Here is a 21,245-nt window from a genome sequence, read left to right on the forward strand (position 1 = left end):
TTTAGGCCTCCCTCAAATGTGGGATGGCGCAGCACGGAATCCCATCTATGATGATCTAAATTCTGAAAAGTTTCCGGCCGCTGTTACTGGAGTTAGATATGAAGAAAAAAACGGGTAAAATAAACAAAGGCGCACCAAGCGGATTTGTAATCCGTTGGTCGTCAGTTCGACTCTGACCGCCGGCTCCATCTTAAAGGCCTCGTAATTAGCAAGTTACGAGGCCTTTCTTTTTGTCTGTGTCGAGCCGCAGTTAGTGCAATAACGGCATGAAATGCAACCAAAAGACGGTAGTACGTTGCATTTGAGGTTGCATTTGGATTTCCTTATTCTGGTTCGCTGATCCTCCGATTTGTGGTAACGGTATGAGATCAAGGGAGAGCGTCTGTGTCTGAAAACTATATTCGGAAATGTGCTGCAAGAGTTCTTACGTACAAGGATCTTGCGGCAAAATATGCCAGTGAGGATCTGGTTCTGAGCCCGGGCAAAAAGACAATCGATCAGGTCTTCAGGGAGATTGAGATATCGTTGACGAAGCCCCGCCTTCCGTGGGATGCCGACGAGGTATTCGAAGAACTGGAACAATTGCTTCAGTATTCTTCGTATGACTGGAACAAAGAGGTCGAAATCTATGTCAGGAGCATTTTCCCCTCTGTCCTGCCAGCGTGTCCCGAAGGTGATGAGGAAGGTGTTCAGGCCGCACTCTCAGTCGGTGTAGACAGGGCTTTTACTCTGGCGAAGCAAATGGTCCAGCTTGACTACATCTTCAAGAAGTCTCCGAAGAAGTGGAGGGAGTGGAATTTGTTGACGCCCACGGCCTATAATACAGCCGCCACAGAGAACGCGGTCCGGTCTCTCATAGAAGGCCATGGTGAATACCTTCTGCCGTTTTGTGATGGAAAGGGAAATCTCTTTGCACCTTCGTACAATGAGTTGCTTGGTTATATGGATTTCGAGTTGTCGGAAAATGCTTCCGATGTACATCTGAAGAAAGAGGCGTTGTCCAAGGCGGTCTCTGTTTTTCAGGAATACGGACTGTATAGCATCCGGCTGGGAGAAAATCCGGGATGGGATCGGGACTTTTTCAGATTTGAGCGCCCTGATCTTATTGATGGCCGTTCTGTTGTTGGAGTAACCGGGACTGTGCGGATTGTTATGCCATCAGGATACGCCGGGGTCGGATTGAAGAATCATTTTCCGCATGAAGCCTACAGGGTCGTATGTGCCCAGGTGAATGCAGTGACCGGCATCGAAAAGGCCGCGACAAAACCCGGGAAGCTTTCAGACGAGCAGTTGCTAGAAGTTGTTAGTATTGCTTTCCGTTCTTTGGAGGGAGCTGGCAGCAAGCTTCGGAAATCACAGGTAATAAAAGAACTGGACGCTGTGTCCAACGCAAAGTGGCGGAAGACGGTGTCTTCATCGTCTATCCCCGAGGTCAGGACGAGACAGTATTGCGTACGGTTAAGGCGGATCGATGTTCGGTATGAGCAGGCTTTCAGAGCCTGGTTATCCCAGCTTAAGCATGGCTGATACATCTGTGATGGTGTCTATTCCGTTGTGCGCTAAAATATGCATAACAGTGCCGGTATAGTGTGAATCTGCATGTAATTGAAATGCCGGTCACAGCCCCTATTGTCCTTCATCAGTTGAACACGGTGTTCAACGTAACCCAGAAAGGACAAAGGAATGAAAATAGAACCCAAGTATCTAAAAACGGCATCGCTCGCAAAGATGTTGAATTTATCCCCCAGGTACATTCGGAAACTCGTAGCGGATGGGAGGCTTCCCTATACTCCTGATATTTCTCATTAACGGGATAAAAGAGGTCTGGTGGGGTTAAAACTGCCGAATTTATCGGAATAAATAATAGATGGGGACGGTTGGTCAAACAACTGTCCTGAACAGGTCGCCTGATGCCATCGGGCGGCCTTTTTTATGAAATAACCACGAAGGAGAATTACAATGCTTACTTTGAATATATCACACTCTAAAAAGGTGCCCGCTGATGTCGACTTCAGCAGTAAAAGTTATTCCGTAGCCCTCTCTGTTGAGCTTCCGAACAATATGTCGGCGCAAGAACTAAAGGCTGAAATGCACCGGCGTTATGCCGAACTTGAAATAGCTGTTGATGAACAGATCACGGGCAAAGTAACCCGCAGAACGCAAGAGAGAAGACCTCAATCCAAAAAGGATTCCGCCAGCGAAAAACAATTAGTCTATTTAATGGATCTAGCGAAGGCTCGTAACGTGTCTCCGCAGCAACTTGACGCCCTAATTCAACAACGGGTCGGAGTAGAGTCAGCGTTGATGTTAGACCGCAAAAGTTGCAGTTTGATGATAGACCAAATGCAGCAATATAAGGCTGCATAGAACACTTGTGATAACAGCCTCAATGCCTACAGGACGAGAGGCTCTTGTCACATAATCCATGCACATATTGAATATGCTAAAGTTGGTTCTCGAGGAACAAGAATTCTGGATTTGAAAAAATCCAAGTCCACGAATCTCTGTTTTTTTCGGGCACGAGTGGGCTTTTTTTGTAACGAGGGACCGCGAATGCAATTGATTTGGAGCCGTTTATTGTCTCAATGGTCTCTGAATTGTCCTGAAAGTCCATCGGTTGACCGTCATTTTAACCAATGGGAATGGGGCTAAACTCGAGTTTCTTAGGGAATTGGTGTTTAGCCCCCTTTCAGGTCATCCTCCGGAATCCGAAAATCAGAACCCGAACTCAGAATCTGAAAATGGGTTTATGCTAAAAGTTAGCATGCTGGCCATGTAATTTGCCTTACACATCATCACGATTCACTCCTGTGATCAGGCTATCTCCACACCGATTTCATTAAACACATAAAGGAGATTCATATGATCATGCAATTAACGACGGAATTAGCCGTAAAAGAGGATCGAGAACCGGGGCCGAAGATCACTAAGCCTGCTGATGCGGCGGAATATCTGAAAGATCTTCGCCTCAGCCTGCTCCAGCAGGAAACATTTATTTGCGTAACATTGGATTGTAAAAGCCAGATCATCGATCGCCATATTATTTCGATCGGGGTTCTGGACAGCACGCTGGTGTCACCGAGAGAATTATACCGGGTGGCAATCAACGATTCGGCCAAGAGTATTCTGGTGGCCCATAATCATCCAAGTGGCGACTTAGCCCCTTCAGCCCAGGACCTTCAGGTGACGAAGAAGCTGATCGAGGCGGGGAGGATTATGGAAATCGCACTGCTAGATCACCTTATAATTGCAGCGGGAGATGACCACCTAAGCCTGAAGGAATCTGGTCTGGTCAAGTTCTAGTTCAGCTTTGGAACACTGTTCCAAAACAAGTCAGACTTTTGGAACGCGTTCCAAAGTTTGTCACACTGCAAGGGTCGTCCATCCGGGCGGCCCTTTACCCTTTTCCGCCAAGCGCCAGACGCTGGAGGCAGACGCCAGGCGTCAGGAAACACGAAGACGGCACGCCCTGTGTGGGGCGGTCGGAGACTAACAACGAACCAGCAACAAGCCACCTCCCCGTTGTGGGAGGTGGCTTGTTGCGTATGGAGATAAGTAAGTATGAATGGAAGAGATAAAATTAATCAGCTCATCACACAACGGATGATAGATCGCATAACCGAGATCGGTGAGCTGCCATGGCACAAGCCGTGGACCTCGGTGTCGATGATGCCGCGAAATCTGGTCAGCAAAAAGAACTACCGTGGCGTGAACGTCTTCCTTCTCCATATGATGGGGTTCACTTCGCAATGGTGGCTAACGCTCAAGCAGGTAAACGCCCTTGGCGGAAAAATCAGAACGGGGGAGAAGGGCTCGCCTGTGGTTTTTTTTAAGATCGTGGAGCCGAGGGGTGATGCCGTTGGCAGTGACGGCAAGTCTAAGTCTTTCGCGATGCTGCGCTATTATCGAGTATGGAACACTGACCAGTGCGAAGGGCTTGATGGCAAGGTGCCAGTGGTGGAAGTGCCGAAGCGGGTGCATACACCCATTGAGAACGCCGAAGCCGTTATCCGCAACATGCCGTGCCCGCCGCGTGTTGCACATGGCCGGAGGCAGGCATCGTACTGCCCGCCGACCGACACGGTCAGTATGCCGTCACCGGAAACATTCGTCAGTGGAGAGAGTTATTTTTCAGCCCTCCTTCACGAATGTGTTCATGCCACCGGGGCAGCGAAGAGATTGGCCCGTAAAGCCATCATGGAGCCTAACCGGTTCGGAAGTGACCCGTATGCCAAAGAAGAGCTTGTTGCTGAACTTGGCGCAGCTTTCCTCTGCGGGCACTGCGGTATCTTGCCGAAGACCGAGGAGAACTCTGCTGCCTATCTGAAAGGTTGGTTAGCGAGGTTGAAGGCTGAGCCTTCGATGCTGATCACCGCCGGTAGTCAGGCTCAAAAAGCCTATGACTATGTATTGGGTAACCTAGAAATCAAAGCACCCGCTGCTGAACCGGTTGCTGAGGGCGTAGTGGCTGAGAAGCTTGCCGCGTGAAGGCCTGATCACCACACCGCGAACCTCCGCACCCTGAACACAGGCCATTGCCGTATTCGGGGTGCCCTTATTCATTTCCGCCAAGCGCCTGACTGTGCGCCTACCCCCAATCTTAAACCACGGATCGGTGAACTTAAGGTGGAACCTGCGGTTCCCTGTTCCGTGTTCTGGCGGCCAACGAGCCGCCCTTCCATGATGCCGTCGCGGAGCGGAGCCCGTCCCCGAAGGGGCGGCCCGGAGGGCCGAGGGCGGAGCGCAGCGACGGCATCACTTGCGATCATGTTCTGACTGCTCCTTCCATGAATACCTCGGCGGGGGTGCGTTTGTCCAGAGCGCTGTGCTTCCTCTCGTGGTTGTAATATTTAAAATAGCTGTCAAGGCCCCGATGCAACGCATGCCCGTCGGCATAGCATGCGGGATAGATTTTCTCATACTTCACCGACCACCACAGTCGTTCGATGAATACGTTGTCCAACGCCCGGCCTCGCCCGTCCATGCTGATGGTGATGTTCTCGTTTAACAGGACACCGGTGAAGGCGTTCGAGGTGAACTGGCTTCCTTGGTCGGTGTTGAATATCTCCGGATTCCCCTGCGTCAGCGCACGCTCCAGCGCATCAACGCAGAACGTGCTCTCCATGGTGCTTGAGAGCTCCCAGGCGAGCACATAGCGGCTGTACCAGTCGATTACGGCGGTCAGGTACATGTATCCATGCCGCATCGGGATGTAGGTGATGTCCGTACTCCAAACCTGGTTCACCCGTTCGATGTCCACATTGCGCAGCAAATAAGGGTAGATCTTGTGCCTCGGGGCGGGCTTGCTCGTGTGCGGACCGGGCGTGATGGCCTGAATCCCCATCAGCTGCATGAGGCGGGCGACCCGCTTGTGATTGACATCATAGTCTTGATCACGCAACCAGTCCGTCATGCGTGGATAGCCGAACTCCGGATGCCGGAGATACTGCTCGTCGATCAAACGCATCAGAAGCAGGTTCTCCGGCGTTTCCGGGGCGGGGTCGTAGTAGAAGCCCGATCTGGGGACGCCTGCGAGCCTACACTGCCGCCGAACCGAATAATCGGTGCCGGGCTCCACCCAGCTGCGGCGCGTTGAAAGCGGCAGGCTCATAGCTTTTTTTCGAGCCACTTCACGTCCATCTTCAGACGCCCGATCTCTTCGTAAAGTGGAGCCGTAAGCTCTTCTTCCGTTTGAGCCTGCTTCTTTTTCCCCGATGCAAAAAGATCCGGCGCATTCGAAAGCAACTGCTTCTTCCAATCCGAAATCTGGTTCGGATGGACCTGATATTCCGATGCCAGCTCCGCCAATGTCTTCACGCCCTTGATGGCCTCAATCGCCACCTTGGCCTTGAACTTGTCCGTGAATGTTCTTCGTTTTCTTCCCATTTCCATGCGTCCTTTTGTACCATGTTGAGGACGCAGGTTCCACTTAAGCCGGTGGTCCGAAAATCGGGGTTAAGCGCACTGGCACGAAGAAGCTGGGGCCGTCCTGCATACAGCAGGGCGGCCCCTTTTAATTTAACAACTAAACAAACAAGGAGAATAACAATGAGTGAAGCAACCATAGAACAAAGCCCATCCAGTGGCATGCGAGCCTTCTGCATGGGTAAAATCGTGTCGACACCGGGTGCGTTGGCGGCTCTTGAATCTGCAGGACATAACGCCAGTGAATTCCTTGTCCGCCATGCTTTGGGCGACTGGGGAGACTTGGTCGAAGAGGACAAGGTCAGCAATGACGAAGCCGTGGCAGATGATCTCCGCATTCTGTCGGCATACCGTCTGCAGGATGGAGTTCGTATCTGGGTAATAACGGAAGCGGACCGGTCTGCAACGACCATCTTGCTTCCGAGCGAATACTGAGGAGAGAGTCATGTATGAAGAAGATGAATTCGGAGAATATGATGACTATCCCCCGCAGCAACATCGACCATCTCGTCGCCGATTGTGCTTTCCCCTCCAATGGAAACTCGCTGTGGCGGCTGCGGTGGTGTTCGTGCTGGTCTCACTGCGTTTTTGCAGTGGAGGTCGCCAGGAGCCAGATACGGAGCTTCCGCGCAAGCAAACGGTTCGCGTGGTATCTATGAGTGAGATCGATCTTCGTGTCAGGGCCGCAGCAGTTTCCGCAAGGGATAAAGCTGCGCGCCATGCAGAGGAATCGGTCCGGCATTGGGTTGACGGCCTGCGCCGTCGCAATGTCGAATTCTGTGACTGGTATTTCAGTTACCTTACAGCCAACTCGCTTGAGTTGCGTGCGCTGGGATACCATCTGGCAGATACGGTACTTGTTGAAGCCATTGCCGGACAGCAACCGACAGCGGAAGAGCGTCTGGAGGATGTGGTAAGTGAGGCGTATGCCGCACGGGTTCTTCATCCCTCAAGCGCTCAGCTTAAAGTTGAGAGTATTTGCCGTGTGAGCGTGGAGTTTTACCTCCAGTCCCTGAGTCAGCAGTTATCAGGGCTGGAGGCTGAGTTCGAGATTGCGCAGGCCGATTGGCCGCAGTACCTCGAAGGGCTGTCGAGATTAACACTGTCGATTGAGAATGGAAGACAGGTGCCTGTCGTCACTAAAGCGGTGATGGCTGGCAGCGGTATTGCCGTGGCCAAGGCCGTAAAGGTCGGAAGCGGGCAACTCCGGAGTCTGGTGGTTAAGGCCGGTGGTGACAGGTTGCTGGCCGGAGGCGCACGTGTTGGCGGTAAGTTTGTGAAAGGTGCGGGTTGGTGGCTGGCCATCGGTTTGACTGCGGCTGATCTCATTGACCATAGGCACACCGTCAGCGTTAACCGTCCGGTCCTTGAACGCAGCCTGAACGAATATCTCGATGAGTTGGTCCAGTTAACTCTGTATGACTCGCAAACAGGCATCGTGCCTGTTATCGACGGTGTTCAGCGCGATGTTCTCAGCCGGATCGAAACTGAAGACAAAAGCGAGAGGTAATAAAGTGAAAGCAATAGAACTGAAAAATGGAGATCGGGGTGATCCCGATTTCCACCGCATGCGCTCTTTGCTTGCGTGTGTCGGAAAAGACAAGATGCGGCCGGAACTCCATTATATCCTCGTTGAAAAGACGAAGGCCGGGGTTTATGCGGTTGGATGCGACGGTCTCCGCCTGCGTCGGGACCTGTTCCGGATCAAGGTGGAGCCAGGTCTGTATGAGATTAAGGTAAACAACAGCCGGGAGATCCGGCTTATGCCCAGTCCGATGAAGGTCCGCTATCCAGCATACCGGAAAATAATCCCGGGTCTGGAACCTGAGTCGACATACAGCGCCGTAGGCAAAAGCCCGCGGTTTGTCATGTGGATCGGTGCGGCGCTGGGTTGTTATGTTGACCCAAAGCTAGTACCTATTGCGCATGATGAATACGGCGAGATCCATATCCAGAAATTGGATGGTGAGATTATGCCCCTGGTATTCCGGAATGACCACACTCTGGTTGTGGTTATGCCAATGAAGCTGGATGGCCATATCGGGGAGCAACTGGATCGTATGCAACTAGACCGGTTGCGCCGACTGCGGAAGTGGCTAAATCCAGCACCAAAAAAGAACCCACCCCATGGTGGACAACGTTGGTAAGGCGCAAGGCGGCCTAGGCCGCCGGGAAGAAGGCGGTGGAATACCCATCCCTTCTTTTTTGCTGACGAAAAATGGGTTATGGGGTTGTGGGCACCCTAAGTTCAAATCCAACCGGGCTACCGGACTCGTTGCGATTATGCGGTTTCGTGGCGTTCGGCGAGTTGCTCCTTGACCCGTTCTGCGTCCTTTTCGGTGAAGGGGTAGCGGAAGACGAAGAAGCCGCCGACCAGGGTGAAGATGGAGGGCAGCAGGGTGAATAGAAGCCGCATGTTGAACACCGCTTCCGGGGTCTGCACATCGGCGCTATCGACAATTCCTGCAACGTTGATGAGCCATCCGCTGGCGGCCATGGCGATGGTGACGCCGACTTTGAGCAGCCAGGCGGAGGTGGCGCTGTACATACCTTCACGACGCGTACCCGTTTCGAGATCATCCCGGTCGCAAATGTCGGCGTACATGGAAGGAAGGATGGTCCAGACCAGGATGAGGCCGGGGTAGATAAGGATGGAGAGCCAGACTTGCAGGAAGGGGTTTTGCGGAACAAAGAAAAACCATTTTATGAGCTGCCCGATGACGATCAGGACGATTCCGCCGATCAGGGTTTGTTTTTTCCCAAAGCGACTGGCAAACCAGGAGATGATCGGTACGGCCACCAGGCTTGCGACCGCACCGACCGTCCCGCCCCAGCCCATGATCTCGGACGCAGCCTGCTTGGCCTCTTGAATCGGCAGGTCGCCGTACACAAAGAACACATTGATATAGTAGCCCATGCCGCCAACCATCACGACGCCGCCGCAGAATAGCGCTGTAAAGACGCACAGTCCGATAAAGTGCTTGTTTTTAAAGGTATATTTGGCTGATTTCAGGAAGGAGATCTTCGGAGCCGCTTTCGCGGTGGTGTGCGATTCTTTACAGAAAAACGCGGACATAATGGCGGTGAGGGTCATGATGACGCCCACGATGATACCAACCGTGCGGACGCCGATGACCTCGTCGGCAACGCCGGCGACCTCATGGCCTTTGCCTAAGTAAATAGCCAGCGGCATGATCCATGGAATAATAAAGGCCGCGCCTGTGGCGAACATGCTACGCGTGGCTTGTACGCTGTTGCGCTCCTGCACGTCCGGTGTCAGGTCGAGTCCGAGCGCCATCCATGGAATGTTCCACATGGTGAAAAAGGTGAAGAAAAGCAGGCTCATCGCAATGAACCACGCCAGCAGTCCGGCTTCGCTCCACGATGTGTTGGGCATCCAGAGCAGGGCAAAGGTGAGGCCGACCCCGATGCCGCCGAGCAGGATGTAGGGGCGCCGCCGTCCCCAGCGCGAGCGGGTGTTGTCGCTGATGTGTCCCATCAGTGGGTCGGCGATAGCGTCCCAGACGCGGGGCAGGGCCAATGCAATCCCGATCCAGGTGGCTTTCACGCCGAGTCCGAGCGAAAAAATCGGCATAGCAAGCAACATTAGGGCGTTGACCATGTCGTTGGTGAGACCGCCGAGCCCCCAAGCGATCTTTTTCGGCAGGGATACATAGTGGGAAGGACGGTTTGCTTTATCGGATGATTTCATGTGGCTCCATTGCTTATGACAAATTATCATAATAAGTTATACCTGTTCAGGATCGAAGGCAAACGCGAAAGGAATTTATTCTGGGGCCGGGTGAAACTGTAAGGAATTATTTACCACCCGCAGCGTTCCTGCTGGAGCAGTTTCGGTTTTGTTTGTCGCAAGTCTCAAAGGTAGGGATGGCTCGCCGAGCCGTCCGCACGCTGGATCGGTCCTCCCTGCGGGCGGCAGTTTCGTCGAAACAGCCCTACCTCACGAATCCGACAGATTAAAGAAAGTATGTTCAGGAGAGGGCCGTGCCGGCCTGAGCTTCTCCTTCGTCAAGACTACGGCGGACAAGTTCATCGGCTAGCCGAGGTTTAACCGTAAAAAAGAGAGGTCGTCCTTCCATGGAAGGTTCCGCTAAACAAAAGGCACGAAGAACACGACGTTTGAGTTCTTTGTGCCTTAAGCGTAGAGGGGTTAAGGTCTGCACACAAGAGCGGCGGCAGGGGTGGAACCCTGATCTTGTCAGGAATCCAGTCATCCAGTTATCCGGCCATCCATATCCGCAGGGCTACGCCGGCGGAGCCAGTGTCTCACCTTCCACAAAGAACGGGGCGGCGAGCATGGTGCTGAGTTTCCATCGGCGGTCAATCATCTGTTGACGCAGGAACTGGATGCAGAGGCCGATCTCATGTTCGGGCGAAAAGCCGATACCGGAAAGCATTTTTCCATTGGGCATGCTGTAGTCGGATGTCGGGTTGGCACTGACCACGCTGATATCTTTAGGAACATCCCGCTTGAGGAGCTGAAGGGCGCTGATCAACTGCTCGGAGCGGGCGAGCGACATACTCAGGAAACAGGTCGTTCCATTGGTTTTTTCGAGGGCCTTGGTCAGTCCGGCGGTGTCACGCAGGCTGGTTTGCGAAAGGGCGTCGAGCAGGTTTTCATGCGGCTCCAGGCCAGCTTCCCGGATGGCGGCCCGGTAGCCCCGGATATAGCAATCCTTTACATGCGGGGTCAGGATCGGGCAGGGCACCAGACTGATGTGCTGGTGTCCTTCTCCTATGACTTTGTTCGTCAGGTGATAAAAGGCTGCTTCATAGTCACTGGCAATGCAGGGGGCGCAGCGATGATCCGGTTCACACCAGAAGACCAGCGGGATCCGATCCGGGGCCAGGGTAGATTGGAGAGGCCGGTGGAACGGAAAGAGGGAGATGATGCCCTTTACTTTTTCATCGAACAGGTAGCCGGCCTTGTTCAGGTCCTCGTGGTTGTCCTTGGCGCTGACATAGACCACCTTGGTCTGGTAGTTGACGTCCGCCGCCTCTTTCATGAAGGCGTGGACCAGTTTTTGTTCGAAGGCGAGGAAGTCGAGTTCCCGTTCATTTTCGGAGTCGGCCAGCAGGAGGATACCGATGGTGCCGATGGGGCTGCGGCCTTCGGGAGCCATGGAGGCCAGATAGACCCCCGAGCGGTTTTCCTGCCTCAAATACCCTTCTGCACCGAGGCGCTCAACAGCCTGCTGGACCGGCATGCGACTGACCTGGCATTCGCCGGCAATGGTCATCATACTGGGCATCTTTTCATCGACTTTCCAGCGACCTGCGTGGATTTCCTCGCGCAGGATATCATAAATCTGGTCCGCGAGCGGCAGGTGCCCTGACTCGCGTGTAACGGGATGGCCATAGAGTCTTGTAATGTTCATGCTTGATAATCTGTCATATTAATAAGTAAAAATCAATGACAAAAATCCCGTTGTCGTCAAGGGCCGCAATCTTACGGATTGTAAATGGATTGATGGGGCTTTGGATAGCTGGATGGTTGCGAATTAAGACAGGATCAGATTTTGGTTCATGATACCTGTTTTTTTTATGCGATTCAGCTGTGTCCAATAATCCAACCATCCGGTTATCCATCAATCCAACCCGTAATGCTGGGTTATGCAACCGGTCGGCCGGCACGGTAGGCGGTGGGGGGCTGGCCGATGGCTTTGCGGAAGGCGCGCGAAAAGTTGTGCACGTTGGTAAAGCCGAGCCGGTCGGCGATTTCGGAGATGGAGAGGTCGGAATAGATCAGCTCGTCGCCGGCGCGGCGCATTTTGGCGGCGAGGTGGGCGTCGCGCGGGCTTTGTCGGTAGTGTTCCCTGAAGAGCCGCCGGAAGTGGGTCGGGCTGAGACCGTGCTGGCGGGCGAGGGTTTCGATGTTGAGTTGCTCGTTGCTGTGCATCTGGATGTGACGCATGGCGTTTTCGATGGCCTTCACGTGGCGCGCGTCGAGCGGGGAATCGTTGTGGCGGCTGCCGAGCAGGTGGCCGATCAGCTGCAGCACGCCGCCGGCAACGGGAAGGGTGGAGATCTGCGCCCGGTTATATTCCAGGATAATGCGGTGCAGCAGTTCCGCGACCTGGGCTGAATTATAGCCTTCCAGTTTTCCGCACCAGTTTCCGATGATGGGATCGTCGATGGGCGGGTGCATGAGATCCGGCCAGGCGGTAAGATCGGTGGTTCCGCCCGGGATATGGGCACTCCAGTGACTGCGGGCGGAGTCGTAGATCAGGTCGAAGTGGATATATTGAAGCCGTGTGCCCGGGGCATCGCCGCGCAGTTCATGCAAGGCGTCCGGCGGAATCCAGAACAGGTCGCCTTCGCTCGCGGTATACCGAGTTCCATCAATCGTGAAAACGCCGGAGCCTTCGATAAGATGAACCAGCAGGTAATCAAACAGTCTGCGGGGTTTGATCTGCCAGGTTGGTCGAAAGCCCTCCTGCGCCTCCCGAACATAGGGACGCAGCGATAGCAGGCGTTCCTGTGACGCGGGCGCGGGCGCGGTATGTGGCAGTTCGCCGGGGATGTTTTGTGCTGTCATGAATTAGTCCATTGGTCGAAAATGATACATTAATGATCGGTCAGGCTAAAGACAATCTCAAAGGGCGGGAGTATAAAACCATCATTATTAATGGAGATGATTTGAAATGATTTTGGAATTTACCCCCCGCGAGGAACTCTCGGAGTTTGAGTGGAACCATGAAGGGCGCAACTGGAAACGGTTGGACGTCGATAAGGAAGTGATCAAGCAGCTGTCGGAGCGCAGCACGTGGAATGGCCTGTGGCGCGTCGGCCTGTTTATGTCGTTTCTGGCGGTGACCGCTGCGGCGACTTTATGGGCTGCAAGCTATAGCCTGTGGCTGGTGATTCTTTCGCTTTACGGCTACTATTTCTTTTATGGCTTCTGGGTGGCGATCGGTCATGAGCTGCAGCACAGCACCGTCTTTGCCAAAAACTTTGATTGGTTTAGTGAGCCGTTCTTTCGTTTGGTTCAGGCGCTGATGTGGAACAGCCCGACCTATGCCCGTAAATCGCACCAGCTGCACCATCGCTATACCATGGTGCGCGGCATCGATCCCGAAACGGACTGGCCGGAGGTCTTCGATACGAAGTTTGTCCGCTCGGTCCTGGTATATGCCGTCAAATCGCTGCTCGTTTTTGGTGCCGTTCGAACCCTGATCCGTGATATCGCCACGCAGATCAACCGGGTGCGCGGACAGAAAGACCGCATGATGACCGATCATTGTACCGACAAAGAGAATGCCGCCATCCGCCGCGAATCGCTCGGCATCCTGTTGTTTCATCTGGTCATCGTTGCCGTGGCGATCGTATTCGGGCGCTGGGAGCTGATCGCGTTTATCACCCTTGCCTGGCAGATCGGTGCACCCATCGAAGGGTTGTGGCATAACACGGAGCACATCACGCGACTCTACGATGTAAACGATCAGCGCCTCTGTACCCGCTCGGTCAAGGTGGGACCCTTGGTGCACCTGCTCTACTGGGGCCTCGACGACCACATCGACCACCACATCTATCCCTTGGTGCCGTCGCGCAATCTGCCGAAGCTGCACCAACTGCTGAAGCATGATTTGCCGGAACCGCTCAGTATGATCGACTGCTGGAAGGAAATGTTCGCCATCGCCAAGGAGAAGGATGCTCGGCCGAAGAACGAATTTGTGGCGTATGAAGGGAACAGGTTAAAAGTTAAAGAGTTAAAGGGGTGAAGGGTTGAAAGGCCTTTTTTCGTAGATCGTGTAATAGTAATCAGGCGGCTGTGCTGCCATAATCAGGGGAAATAAAGTGAAAAAATTCGAACCGGACTACCGGCATATGGTCGATGCGGCGTATAACAAGGAAGCGGAGCGCCTGCCGCTCTATGAACACGGATTTGATCCGAGCGTCGTGGAAAAGATCATCAACGAGCCGGTCATGCCGTTGCTGGAGTCAAGCTATGAAGACCATGTCGAGGCGCAGCGCCGGATCGCCCGCTGCGGCATCCAGCTGGGGTACGATGTAATTCCGTTCGAGCGCCCGGTCGTCCGGGTGGTTCAGAATGGTGCCGCGTTGATGGGGCACGCGCCGGCACTGATAGAAACCATGGAGGATATCGAGGCCTATCCCTGGGAAAAGAAAGCGGCGGAGTTTCTTGCGCACTTTGAATTTCACTACGACGCCCTGCGTGAAGCGTTGCCTGAAGGTATGAAAGCGGTCGGCGGCATTGGAAACGGGCTATTTGAAACCGTGCAGGATTTCACGACGTTCCAGGAGCTCGCCTTCCTGCAGGTGGATGAGCCTGAAGCGTTCGAAGCGCTGTGGCAGCGGGTCGGCGATCTCCAGTTTGAATTGTGGAAATGGCTGCTGGAAAACCATGCCGACAGCTTTGCGGTCTGCCGTTTCGGCGATGACCTCGGCTTCCGCTCCTCCACGCTGATCCAGCCGGACGATATCCGCAAGCACGTTCTGCCGCAGTACAAGCGCATTGTTGATCTCGTTCATTCGTACGATAAACCGTTCCTGCTGCACTCCTGCGGGAAAATCTATGACGTGATGGACGATATCATTGACGGGGTCGGCATCGAAGCCAAACATTCCAACGAAGATGCCATTGACGTCTTTGATGTCTGGGTCGATCGCTATGGTGACCGTATCGGCAACTTCGGCGGAATCGAAATGAACATCATGACGCTCAACACGCCGGGAGAGGTTAAGCAGTATGTCCTCGACCTGCTCGACCGCATCGGTAATGGAAACGGCGGCATCGCCATCGGAACCGGCAATCAGATTTCCGACTACACCGAGCCGGCCAACTGGATCGCCATGTGCGAAGCCGTCCGCGAGTGGAGGGGGGAGTAATAGGTGAGAGATTAAGCATTGCCTTTCAATCGATTCGCTATGCAACGTTTCCTTCGTTCCTCAGGTAAACGTTCTCTACACATAAAATGATACCCCATGGTGTAGAGACCGCTTACCCGAACAACGTGAGGGAAGCGGTGCCGGAGGAATGGCTCGTTTTCAAACAGGTATGCTGGTTCCTTCCTAAAGCATCAGTTGTTCGAAATATGCGTATAATAGAAAGCGTTAGAGGGGGGAGTAGGGATTTTACGGCACAGGATTTCAGTCATTGGGACTGTTAAACGGGCGGGTGGTTTTGTCTGCGGTATTCGGAGGGGGGCGTGCTGAATGCACTTCGGAAGGTGCGGTTAAAGTTGGAGATATCGGAAAAGCCGCAGTCGTGGCAGATGGTGAGTATCTTGTCGCTGGTGGTGCGCAGCTTTTGAAGGGCGGCGGCGAGGCGGCGCTGTTTCAGGTAGTTCCCGGTGGAGAGTCCGGTGTAGGCTTTGAACTGCCGGCAGAGATTGGCTTGCCGAAGGTTGGACAGTTCGCAGAGGGTATCCAGCCGAATGGGCTCCGCGAAGTGAGTTTCCAGATAAAGCCGCACCGTTTCCATGCGCGGATTGATTTCGTTTTCTGGCGGGTTGAGACCGGCCGGTGCAATACGGCACAGTTCGATGAGCACCAGCCTGAAGAGGGTCTCGATGGCCGCTTCGCTTCCCTGGGACGATGCCTGCTGTTCGCGATGGAGAAGGTGCAGGATTTGCGTGAAGCGTCCGGGGTCGGGTACGTGCAGGCGCCGGATGCGGTTTAGGCGGTGACCGAGCATGGGGTGTATCGGGATCAGGTCCTGCAGGCGTGCAGCCAGCGGATCGGGCAGGTCAGGTACGGGCTGTTTTTTCAGGTCCCAATAGACGTTCATCAGTTCGACCGGTCCGTTCGGCGTTTTGAGGGTGTGGAACTGGTTATAGTTGAGGATGGTGAGCCCGCCGGCGGTTTCATCAACAGTCCGATCGGCGGTGACGTGTCGGAAGGTTCCGTTGATGACGAAGAGCATTTCGACAAAATTATGGGTGTGGAACTCATGCGTTTTCTGTTCAAAGGCCGGGAAATATTCCACGGCCAGTCCCGTTTTTTTTAATTGATCCGCCGCATTGGCCTTAACCGGGGATTTGGTCAGCTGTAAATTTTTACGATTCATCAGGTAAAAATATACCAAGAAAAATAATTTAACAGGTTTATATTGTTATCCTGATTAAATCGGAAGGAATTGATTATGAATGCAAGAGAACGGGTGTTGGCTGTATTGAATCGCGAGACACCGGACCGGGTGCCGGTGGATATCTGGCTGGTGCCGGAGCTGGTGGAAAAATTTAAACAAAAGCTTGGCGTGGACGATGAACTCGATGTCTACCGCAAGCTGGATGTGGATAAAATCGCGTGGCTCGGCATTCCCTGCAAGGGCGTGGTGTTGAAAGATCCCAACGAACATCAGCAGGTCAATCACTGGGGCGTCGGGTTTGAAATGGTCGAGGCCAACGAAAATGCTGAATACGGCGAGGTTTCCTTTCATCCCTTGCTCGAACTCGATTCGGTCGAACAGCTCGATGCCTATCCCTGGCCGAATCCCGATGATTTTGATTATGAAACCGCCGCGGCCGAAGCGAAGATGCTCGCCAAAGAATTTGTTACCCTCGGCCCATGGATCTCATTGTTTGAGGTCTACTGCTCTATGCGGTCGCTTGAAGAGGCGCTGATGGATACCATTGCCGAACCGGAATTCCTGCATGCGGCACTGGACCATATTGCCGAAGCACAGGGCGAAATGGTACGCCGCTTTTTCGAGGCGGCCGACGGCGCAATCGATATGCTGTTTATCAGCGACGATGTGGGATCGCAGAACAGTCTCATTATGTCGCCGGAGGCATTTGATGAATTTATATTCCCGCGCCTCAAGGTCTGGTGCGATCTGGCGCATTCCTATGGAGCGAAGGTGTTTTTTCATACCGACGGTGCTGCCGAGCCGCTGATTCCGCGCCTGATTGAGGCGGGCATTGATGTGCTCAACCCGATTCAGCACGTTTGTCCGGGCATGGACTGCAAAGAATTGAAGGCCAAATATGGCGATCAGGTGATTTTTCACGGCGGCGTGGAAAACCAGAAAATTCTTCCGTTCGGAACCGCTGAAGAAGTGGCTGTCGAAACGAAACAATGTCTGGATGAGCTCGGCCCCGATGGCTACCTGCCATGCTCCTGTCACTTCGCGCAGGCCGACACCCCGGTCGAAAACGTCACGGCGCTGATTGAGGCCGTGCAGCAATACAAAGCCTGATCTTAACCGTCGGGGCTGTTGGGGATGGGCGCTTTGATCGCGTGGATCACGTCCGAAGAACACGGCGCGACGCGAGTCTGAGCCCGCGCAAGACAACCACCGTGCTGCGTGGAACGCTTCTCCGGGCTAATGGCACTGACTTAAGCACAATTTGCGTTGCGGGAAGCAGGCGGGACGCCTGCGATACGTTTCGTATCGCCCCCATCTTGGCGGCTGCATGGAGCCCGCTGGAAGCTTGCGGTAAAAAATGTACTGCATGCGTCCTGCCTGCCCCGTCGAACGGCCAGTTCTTTGGGAAAACCCCTTAAGTCAGTGCCATTAATCCTCAGGGCCGGCTTCTTTATGTGTGAAAAAGATCGGTTTCTCCGGGGGTGAGGGTGATGGAGCTTCCGGTCTTGCCGGAGAAGAGGCCTTTCCTGGGTCCATCCAGATTTGCGGTGGCGGGTTCGTTGCCGGTGTTCTGCAGGACGATGAAGGCGGGGGCTTCGTTCCGGTAGAGGATATCGAACTGGATGCCGGGGTCGGCTTTTACGAGGGGCGGGGAGGAAACGCCGGCTTTTTCCATGGTTTGGAAAAGCAGGCTGTTCGCGGCTTCGGGGCATTGGTCAAGTGTGCAACCCAGGTTGGTGCCGCAGTAAAAGACCGTTCCGCTGCCGATGGCGCGGGTGGCGATGACGGTTTTTCCGTCGTGTTTGGCAATGGGCGTCCAGTCGCCGTTGGTCAGCTCGGCAAAGGTGTCGGCGCCGAGCAGGGTTTCTCCGCTGTTCAATGTGATCGGGAAATAGAGACCGCCGCCTTCTTCGCCGAGTGCCTTGGCCACATCGGGGTTGATGCCTCCGGCCATTGGTTCGCCGACGGAATCGCTCAGGTGGATGGAGGCGCAACTGTCGACTTCGTGCAGGTTCCATGTTGAGGCGAGTCCGCAACCGGGCACGGTACGTTCGTGTCGTCCGGCGGTTTCGTTCCAGGCCCCTAGATGGGATTCGCACAGCAGCGTTCCGCCGTTGCGTACCCATTGATCGAGTGCGATGGCTTCTGCTTCAGTTAAGCAGTAGCAGGACGGCATAACGAGCAGCTTGATACCGTCGAGCGCACTTTGTTCGAGCAGGGCATCGTTGATGTTGATGGTAGGAATGTTGTGTTTGCGGAACCAGATGCGGTAGCCCTCGATGTGATCGGCGAGGCGGCTGAGGTCGCCGCGCGCGCAGAATTCAAACAGTTCGTTGCGCGTGCTTTTCCAGATGGCCACCTGCGCGGGTTCGGGCGTGCATTCGATCAGTTGCTGCATAAAGGGCGCGAGCGCTTCGCCGAATTGCTGCACAGCGCGGGTGACGGGGCGATCGGAGCCGTCGGGGCGTACGAGTCCCCAGGCGGGGGCCTCGGTGCCGAGTACTTCCGGGCGATATTGCCAGAAAAGGAATCCCTTTACCCCCGCGCCGATCTGCGGTAGCAGGTCGCTGAGTACATCGTCGAGTTCCAGCGGTTTCTGGTGCAGGGAAATCTGTCCGGCATTGAGGTGGCTTTCGACGTTGTAACAGGTTTTTCCGCGCCCGGCCGAGATCAGCTGGTTCGGCCAGATGGCCCCGCCGTTGGAGGTGGAGGCAAAGAGGTCGCACGGCTCGGCCATAGCAAAGTCATCGACGCCGGTTACCGAATTAAAGATGCGCATGGTGTTGGGCACCACATGCAGGTAGGCGGGGTGATTTGGATCGTTGGCTTTCACGCAGTCGAGGCGCGCTTTTGCTTCGCGTTCCATGACGCGCAGCTGGTAGCGGCGGAAGTCGATAAAATCCTTGATCGTCTGCCCGTTGCGCGGCGCTTCAATCTCGTCCCAGTCTTCATAACACCGGCCCCATACGGCGTTGAGTGCTTCGATGGTGCCGTATTGATTTTTCAGTTCTTCCGTAAATCCGGCCAGGCAGTGCGGACAGAAGCAGGTGAGTTTATCGACGGTTGGGTGGCGGTTTACAAAATTCTGCTCCGGCTCATTCCAGACATCCCACATGCCCATGGCCGGATGATCGGCGTAACGCTTGACCGTGGTTTCCAGAAAGTGATTTCGCGCCTGTTTGGCCTCCGGATGGTTAAGGCAGGGGCCGGGGAAGCCGCCGATCTGGCGGAAGCAAAAGGCGCGCGGCAACACCGGCAGTCCGTCGGCCGTGACCGGATGCGAGTCCGGCCATTCCTTCAGCACCCACGACGGGGCGACATCAAAGATGGTGTTGAGGGTAACAGACAGCCCGTTTTTGTCGGAGAGATCCATCAGCCGGTCGATGTCGTCGAACACGAAGCGATCAGGCGCGCGATGGCTCCAGCGCCACTGCACCCAGAATTTAACATGGTTAAAGCCCAGCTCGTGCATGCGCTGCAGGTCGGATTCCCAGCATTCCGGTTCGGGCGTTGGAGCGCGGTAATACTGCGCACCGAATATAAATGGATGATTTGTTTTCATTTTCCTCGTAAAGTCTCCCGTGCAACTGTGCGAACGCTGTATCGGACAGGATCTACATGATTTATCAGTTCCCGCCACCTGTATTCCTGATCATGTCAATCTGCGTTAATCCCGTCTAATATGCTCCAGTTAGGTTTATTCCCCAAAATTTTTCTGTCTCATTTTGGCGCGGTATGTTTCGAAGGCCTGTTCGTCGAAGTCCGGGTTGACGGCGGGGATGAAGGCGTTTTGCTGTTTGAGTTCTGCCATGAGTTTCTTTTCCAGTTGCGCGGTTTTTTCGGGCATGGCGGCGGCCAGGTTTTTGGTTTCGCCGATGTCGTCTTTCAGGTTGAAGAGGCGATAGCCGCCTTCGAAGAGCTTAATCAGTTTCCAGTCACCCACGCGGATGACGCCGCAGGAGGGCATTTCGTCGGGCATGCCGAGTGCCATGTAGTGCGGCATAAACCAGGTGAGCTGCTTTCGGCTGGATGGCTTTCCCTGTAGGATCGGTTTAAGGTCGATACCGTCGAGCGGATGGTCCGCTTGTGGGGCGAGTCCGGCGGCGGCGAGAAGGGTGGGGTAGAAGTCGGTCGAGACCACCGGTTCTTTGCTGACGGATCCGGATTTGGCGATGCCGGGCCAGCGGATGATCTGCGGAATGCGGATGCCGCCTTCCCACGTGGTGCTTTTGGAGCCGCGCAGCGGAGCGTTGTCGGTCACGAAGCCTTCGATGGTGCCGGGTGTTTCGGGCTTGGTGAAATGGATGCCGCCGTTGTCGGAGGTGAATATGATGATGGTGCTCTTTTCGAGTCCCAGTTCGTTGAGCTGATCCATCAACTGCCCGATGCTGTCGTCCATGCTTTTGATCATGGCGGCATAGTGCGGATTTTTGTGCGCCATGCCGGGGCGGATCTTTTTCTTAAAGTGTTCCACATCGTCCGGTTTGCCCTGCCAGGGGCCGTGCACGGCAAAGTGCGAGAGATAGCAGAAGAAGGGTTTTTCAGCTTTGGCTGATTGTTTGATGAAGGCGCAGGCCTCATCGGTCAGGCGGTCGGTCACATATTCGCCTTTGGGGCCGTCGGGCAGGGTCGATATTCTGTAGGGCGAAAAATAGCTGGGCGGCCAGCCGTAGTGGGTTCCGCCGATGTTGATATCGAATCCCTGCTTGTCGGGATATTTGTCGTCGTCCGGGCCGAGGTGCCATTTGCCGAAGTAGCCGGTGGCATAGCTGGCTTCCTTCAGGCGTTCGGCGATGGTGATGGTGGCGAGCGGCAGTTGGCCGAGCTGAACCGGTATTTCGGTTTTCAGGGCCTTCGCGCTGCGCAGCTTGGGTTCGACGTTCCACGATTCATAATCGGCAAAGCTGCTTTCATATTTCTCCGTCCGTTTGTGTGGGGTGACGCCGTGGAGGTGCTGGCGGGCGGGGGCGAAGCCGGACAGGATGGCGGCGCGGGTGGCGGAGCAGAGCGGGGCGGAGGCATAGGCATCGGTAAAGCGGACGCCCTGTTTGGCCAGTTTATCCAGATTGGGGGTTTCATAGAGGTCGCTCCCGAAGCAGGCGAGGTCGGTCCAGCCCAGGTCGTCGGCCAGCACAAAAACAATGTTGGGGGGGGGCGGTGCGGCGGTCGCTATGGTTGCGGCGATCAGCACGGTACTTAGTGTGAGGCGGAACGGACTCATAGAATTCCTTTTCTGTCGTTGGTTTGT

The 21,245-nt window shown here is 54.6% G+C and carries 18 protein-coding genes and 1 tRNA gene; 11 read left to right on the top strand and 8 right to left on the bottom strand.

Annotation, left to right across the window (positions count from 1 at the left end; genetic code table 11):
- Positions 1 to 76 precede the first annotated feature (76 nt).
- The 5 genes from E9954_RS32840 (at position 77) to E9954_RS31010 (ending at position 4,488) form a co-directional block, all read left to right on the top strand.
- Positions 77 to 188 (top strand) — tRNA-Ser (locus E9954_RS32840).
- Between the two features lie 196 nt (positions 189 to 384).
- Positions 385 to 1,527, top strand: a complete 1,143-nt coding sequence (locus E9954_RS30995; RefSeq protein ID WP_136083192.1) for a hypothetical protein — start codon at positions 385 to 387, stop codon at positions 1,525 to 1,527.
- Between the two features lie 432 nt (positions 1,528 to 1,959).
- The gene (locus tag E9954_RS31000) at positions 1,960 to 2,367 is read left to right on the top strand and encodes a hypothetical protein (protein ID WP_136083193.1); all 408 of its coding nucleotides are present in this window, start codon (positions 1,960 to 1,962) and stop codon (positions 2,365 to 2,367) included.
- Positions 2,368 to 2,862: 495 nt separating this feature from the next.
- The gene (locus tag E9954_RS31005; RefSeq protein ID WP_136083194.1) at positions 2,863 to 3,303 is read left to right on the top strand and encodes a JAB domain-containing protein; all 441 of its coding nucleotides are present in this window, start codon (positions 2,863 to 2,865) and stop codon (positions 3,301 to 3,303) included.
- A 258-nt stretch (positions 3,304 to 3,561) separates the two neighbouring features.
- A complete protein-coding gene (locus E9954_RS31010; protein ID WP_136083195.1) occupies positions 3,562 to 4,488 on the top strand; it encodes an ArdC family protein in 927 nt (308 codons plus the stop codon).
- A gap of 277 nt (positions 4,489 to 4,765) precedes the next feature.
- Here the strand turns inward: E9954_RS31010 and E9954_RS31015 are convergent.
- A protein-coding gene (locus E9954_RS31015) for an IS3 family transposase (RefSeq protein ID WP_407947718.1) occupies positions 4,766 to 5,886 on the bottom strand; the annotation gives its coding sequence in 2 pieces (ribosomal slippage) (positions 4,766 to 5,620 and positions 5,623 to 5,886; 1,119 coding nt in all).
- Between the two features lie 162 nt (positions 5,887 to 6,048).
- On the opposite strand from E9954_RS31015, the gene E9954_RS31020 reads away from it, so the two are divergent.
- From E9954_RS31020 to E9954_RS31030, 3 genes are read left to right on the top strand one after another with little or no spacing between them, the layout of a single operon-like run.
- Positions 6,049 to 6,360 carry a hypothetical protein gene (locus E9954_RS31020; protein ID WP_187357973.1) on the top strand — a complete coding sequence of 104 codons (312 nt, stop codon included), beginning with the start codon at positions 6,049 to 6,051 and terminating at the stop codon, positions 6,358 to 6,360.
- Positions 6,361 to 6,370: 10 nt separating this feature from the next.
- Positions 6,371 to 7,435: a hypothetical protein gene (locus E9954_RS31025; RefSeq protein WP_136083196.1), complete on the top strand. Its 1,065-nt coding sequence runs from the start codon at positions 6,371 to 6,373 to the stop codon at positions 7,433 to 7,435.
- A gap of 4 nt (positions 7,436 to 7,439) precedes the next feature.
- Complete coding sequence (locus E9954_RS31030; RefSeq protein ID WP_136083197.1) at positions 7,440 to 8,072, top strand: hypothetical protein; 633 nt, start codon at positions 7,440 to 7,442, stop codon at positions 8,070 to 8,072.
- Positions 8,073 to 8,206: 134 nt separating this feature from the next.
- Here E9954_RS31030 and E9954_RS31035 read toward each other — a convergent pair whose 3' ends face one another.
- The 4 genes from E9954_RS31035 to E9954_RS31050 all read right to left on the bottom strand — a co-directional run bounded on the left by E9954_RS31035 (position 8,207) and on the right by E9954_RS31050 (position 12,484).
- A complete protein-coding gene (locus E9954_RS31035; RefSeq protein WP_168442719.1) occupies positions 8,207 to 9,637 on the bottom strand; it encodes an MFS transporter in 1,431 nt (476 codons plus the stop codon).
- Positions 9,638 to 10,190: 553 nt separating this feature from the next.
- On the bottom strand, positions 10,191 to 11,324 hold the full coding sequence (locus tag E9954_RS31040; RefSeq protein ID WP_136083199.1) for a GntR family transcriptional regulator: 1,134 nt from the start codon (positions 11,322 to 11,324) through the stop codon (positions 10,191 to 10,193).
- Between the two features lie 13 nt (positions 11,325 to 11,337).
- On the bottom strand, positions 11,338 to 11,523 hold the full coding sequence (locus E9954_RS31045) for a hypothetical protein (RefSeq protein WP_136083200.1): 186 nt from the start codon (positions 11,521 to 11,523) through the stop codon (positions 11,338 to 11,340).
- Positions 11,524 to 11,557: 34 nt separating this feature from the next.
- The gene (locus E9954_RS31050) at positions 11,558 to 12,484 is read right to left on the bottom strand and encodes a helix-turn-helix domain-containing protein (RefSeq protein WP_136083201.1); all 927 of its coding nucleotides are present in this window, start codon (positions 12,482 to 12,484) and stop codon (positions 11,558 to 11,560) included.
- A gap of 106 nt (positions 12,485 to 12,590) precedes the next feature.
- Between E9954_RS31050 and E9954_RS31055 the strand changes: the two genes are divergently transcribed.
- The gene (locus E9954_RS31055; protein WP_136083202.1) at positions 12,591 to 13,667 is read left to right on the top strand and encodes a fatty acid desaturase; all 1,077 of its coding nucleotides are present in this window, start codon (positions 12,591 to 12,593) and stop codon (positions 13,665 to 13,667) included.
- 76 nt (positions 13,668 to 13,743) lie between these two features.
- Positions 13,744 to 14,796: a uroporphyrinogen decarboxylase family protein gene (locus E9954_RS31060; protein ID WP_136083203.1), complete on the top strand. Its 1,053-nt coding sequence runs from the start codon at positions 13,744 to 13,746 to the stop codon at positions 14,794 to 14,796.
- 277 nt (positions 14,797 to 15,073) lie between these two features.
- On the opposite strand, the gene E9954_RS31065 is transcribed toward E9954_RS31060, so the two are convergent.
- The gene (locus E9954_RS31065) at positions 15,074 to 15,976 is read right to left on the bottom strand and encodes a helix-turn-helix domain-containing protein (protein ID WP_136083204.1); all 903 of its coding nucleotides are present in this window, start codon (positions 15,974 to 15,976) and stop codon (positions 15,074 to 15,076) included.
- Between the two features lie 75 nt (positions 15,977 to 16,051).
- On the opposite strand from E9954_RS31065, the gene E9954_RS31070 reads away from it, so the two are divergent.
- Entirely contained in the window at positions 16,052 to 17,107 is a 1,056-nt protein-coding gene (locus E9954_RS31070) for a uroporphyrinogen decarboxylase family protein (protein WP_136083205.1), read from the top strand.
- Positions 17,108 to 17,447: 340 nt separating this feature from the next.
- Here the strand turns inward: E9954_RS31070 and E9954_RS31075 are convergent, their stop codons facing one another.
- Complete coding sequence (locus E9954_RS31075) at positions 17,448 to 19,559, bottom strand: beta-galactosidase (RefSeq protein ID WP_136083206.1); 2,112 nt, start codon at positions 19,557 to 19,559, stop codon at positions 17,448 to 17,450.
- Positions 19,560 to 19,694: 135 nt separating this feature from the next.
- The gene (locus E9954_RS31080) at positions 19,695 to 21,218 is read right to left on the bottom strand and encodes a sulfatase (protein ID WP_168442720.1); all 1,524 of its coding nucleotides are present in this window, start codon (positions 21,216 to 21,218) and stop codon (positions 19,695 to 19,697) included.
- Between the last annotated feature and the right edge of the window lie 27 nt (positions 21,219 to 21,245).

The sequence above is a fragment of the Pontiella desulfatans genome (assembly GCF_900890425.1).
Classification (GTDB): domain Bacteria; phylum Verrucomicrobiota; class Kiritimatiellia; order Kiritimatiellales; family Pontiellaceae; genus Pontiella; species Pontiella desulfatans.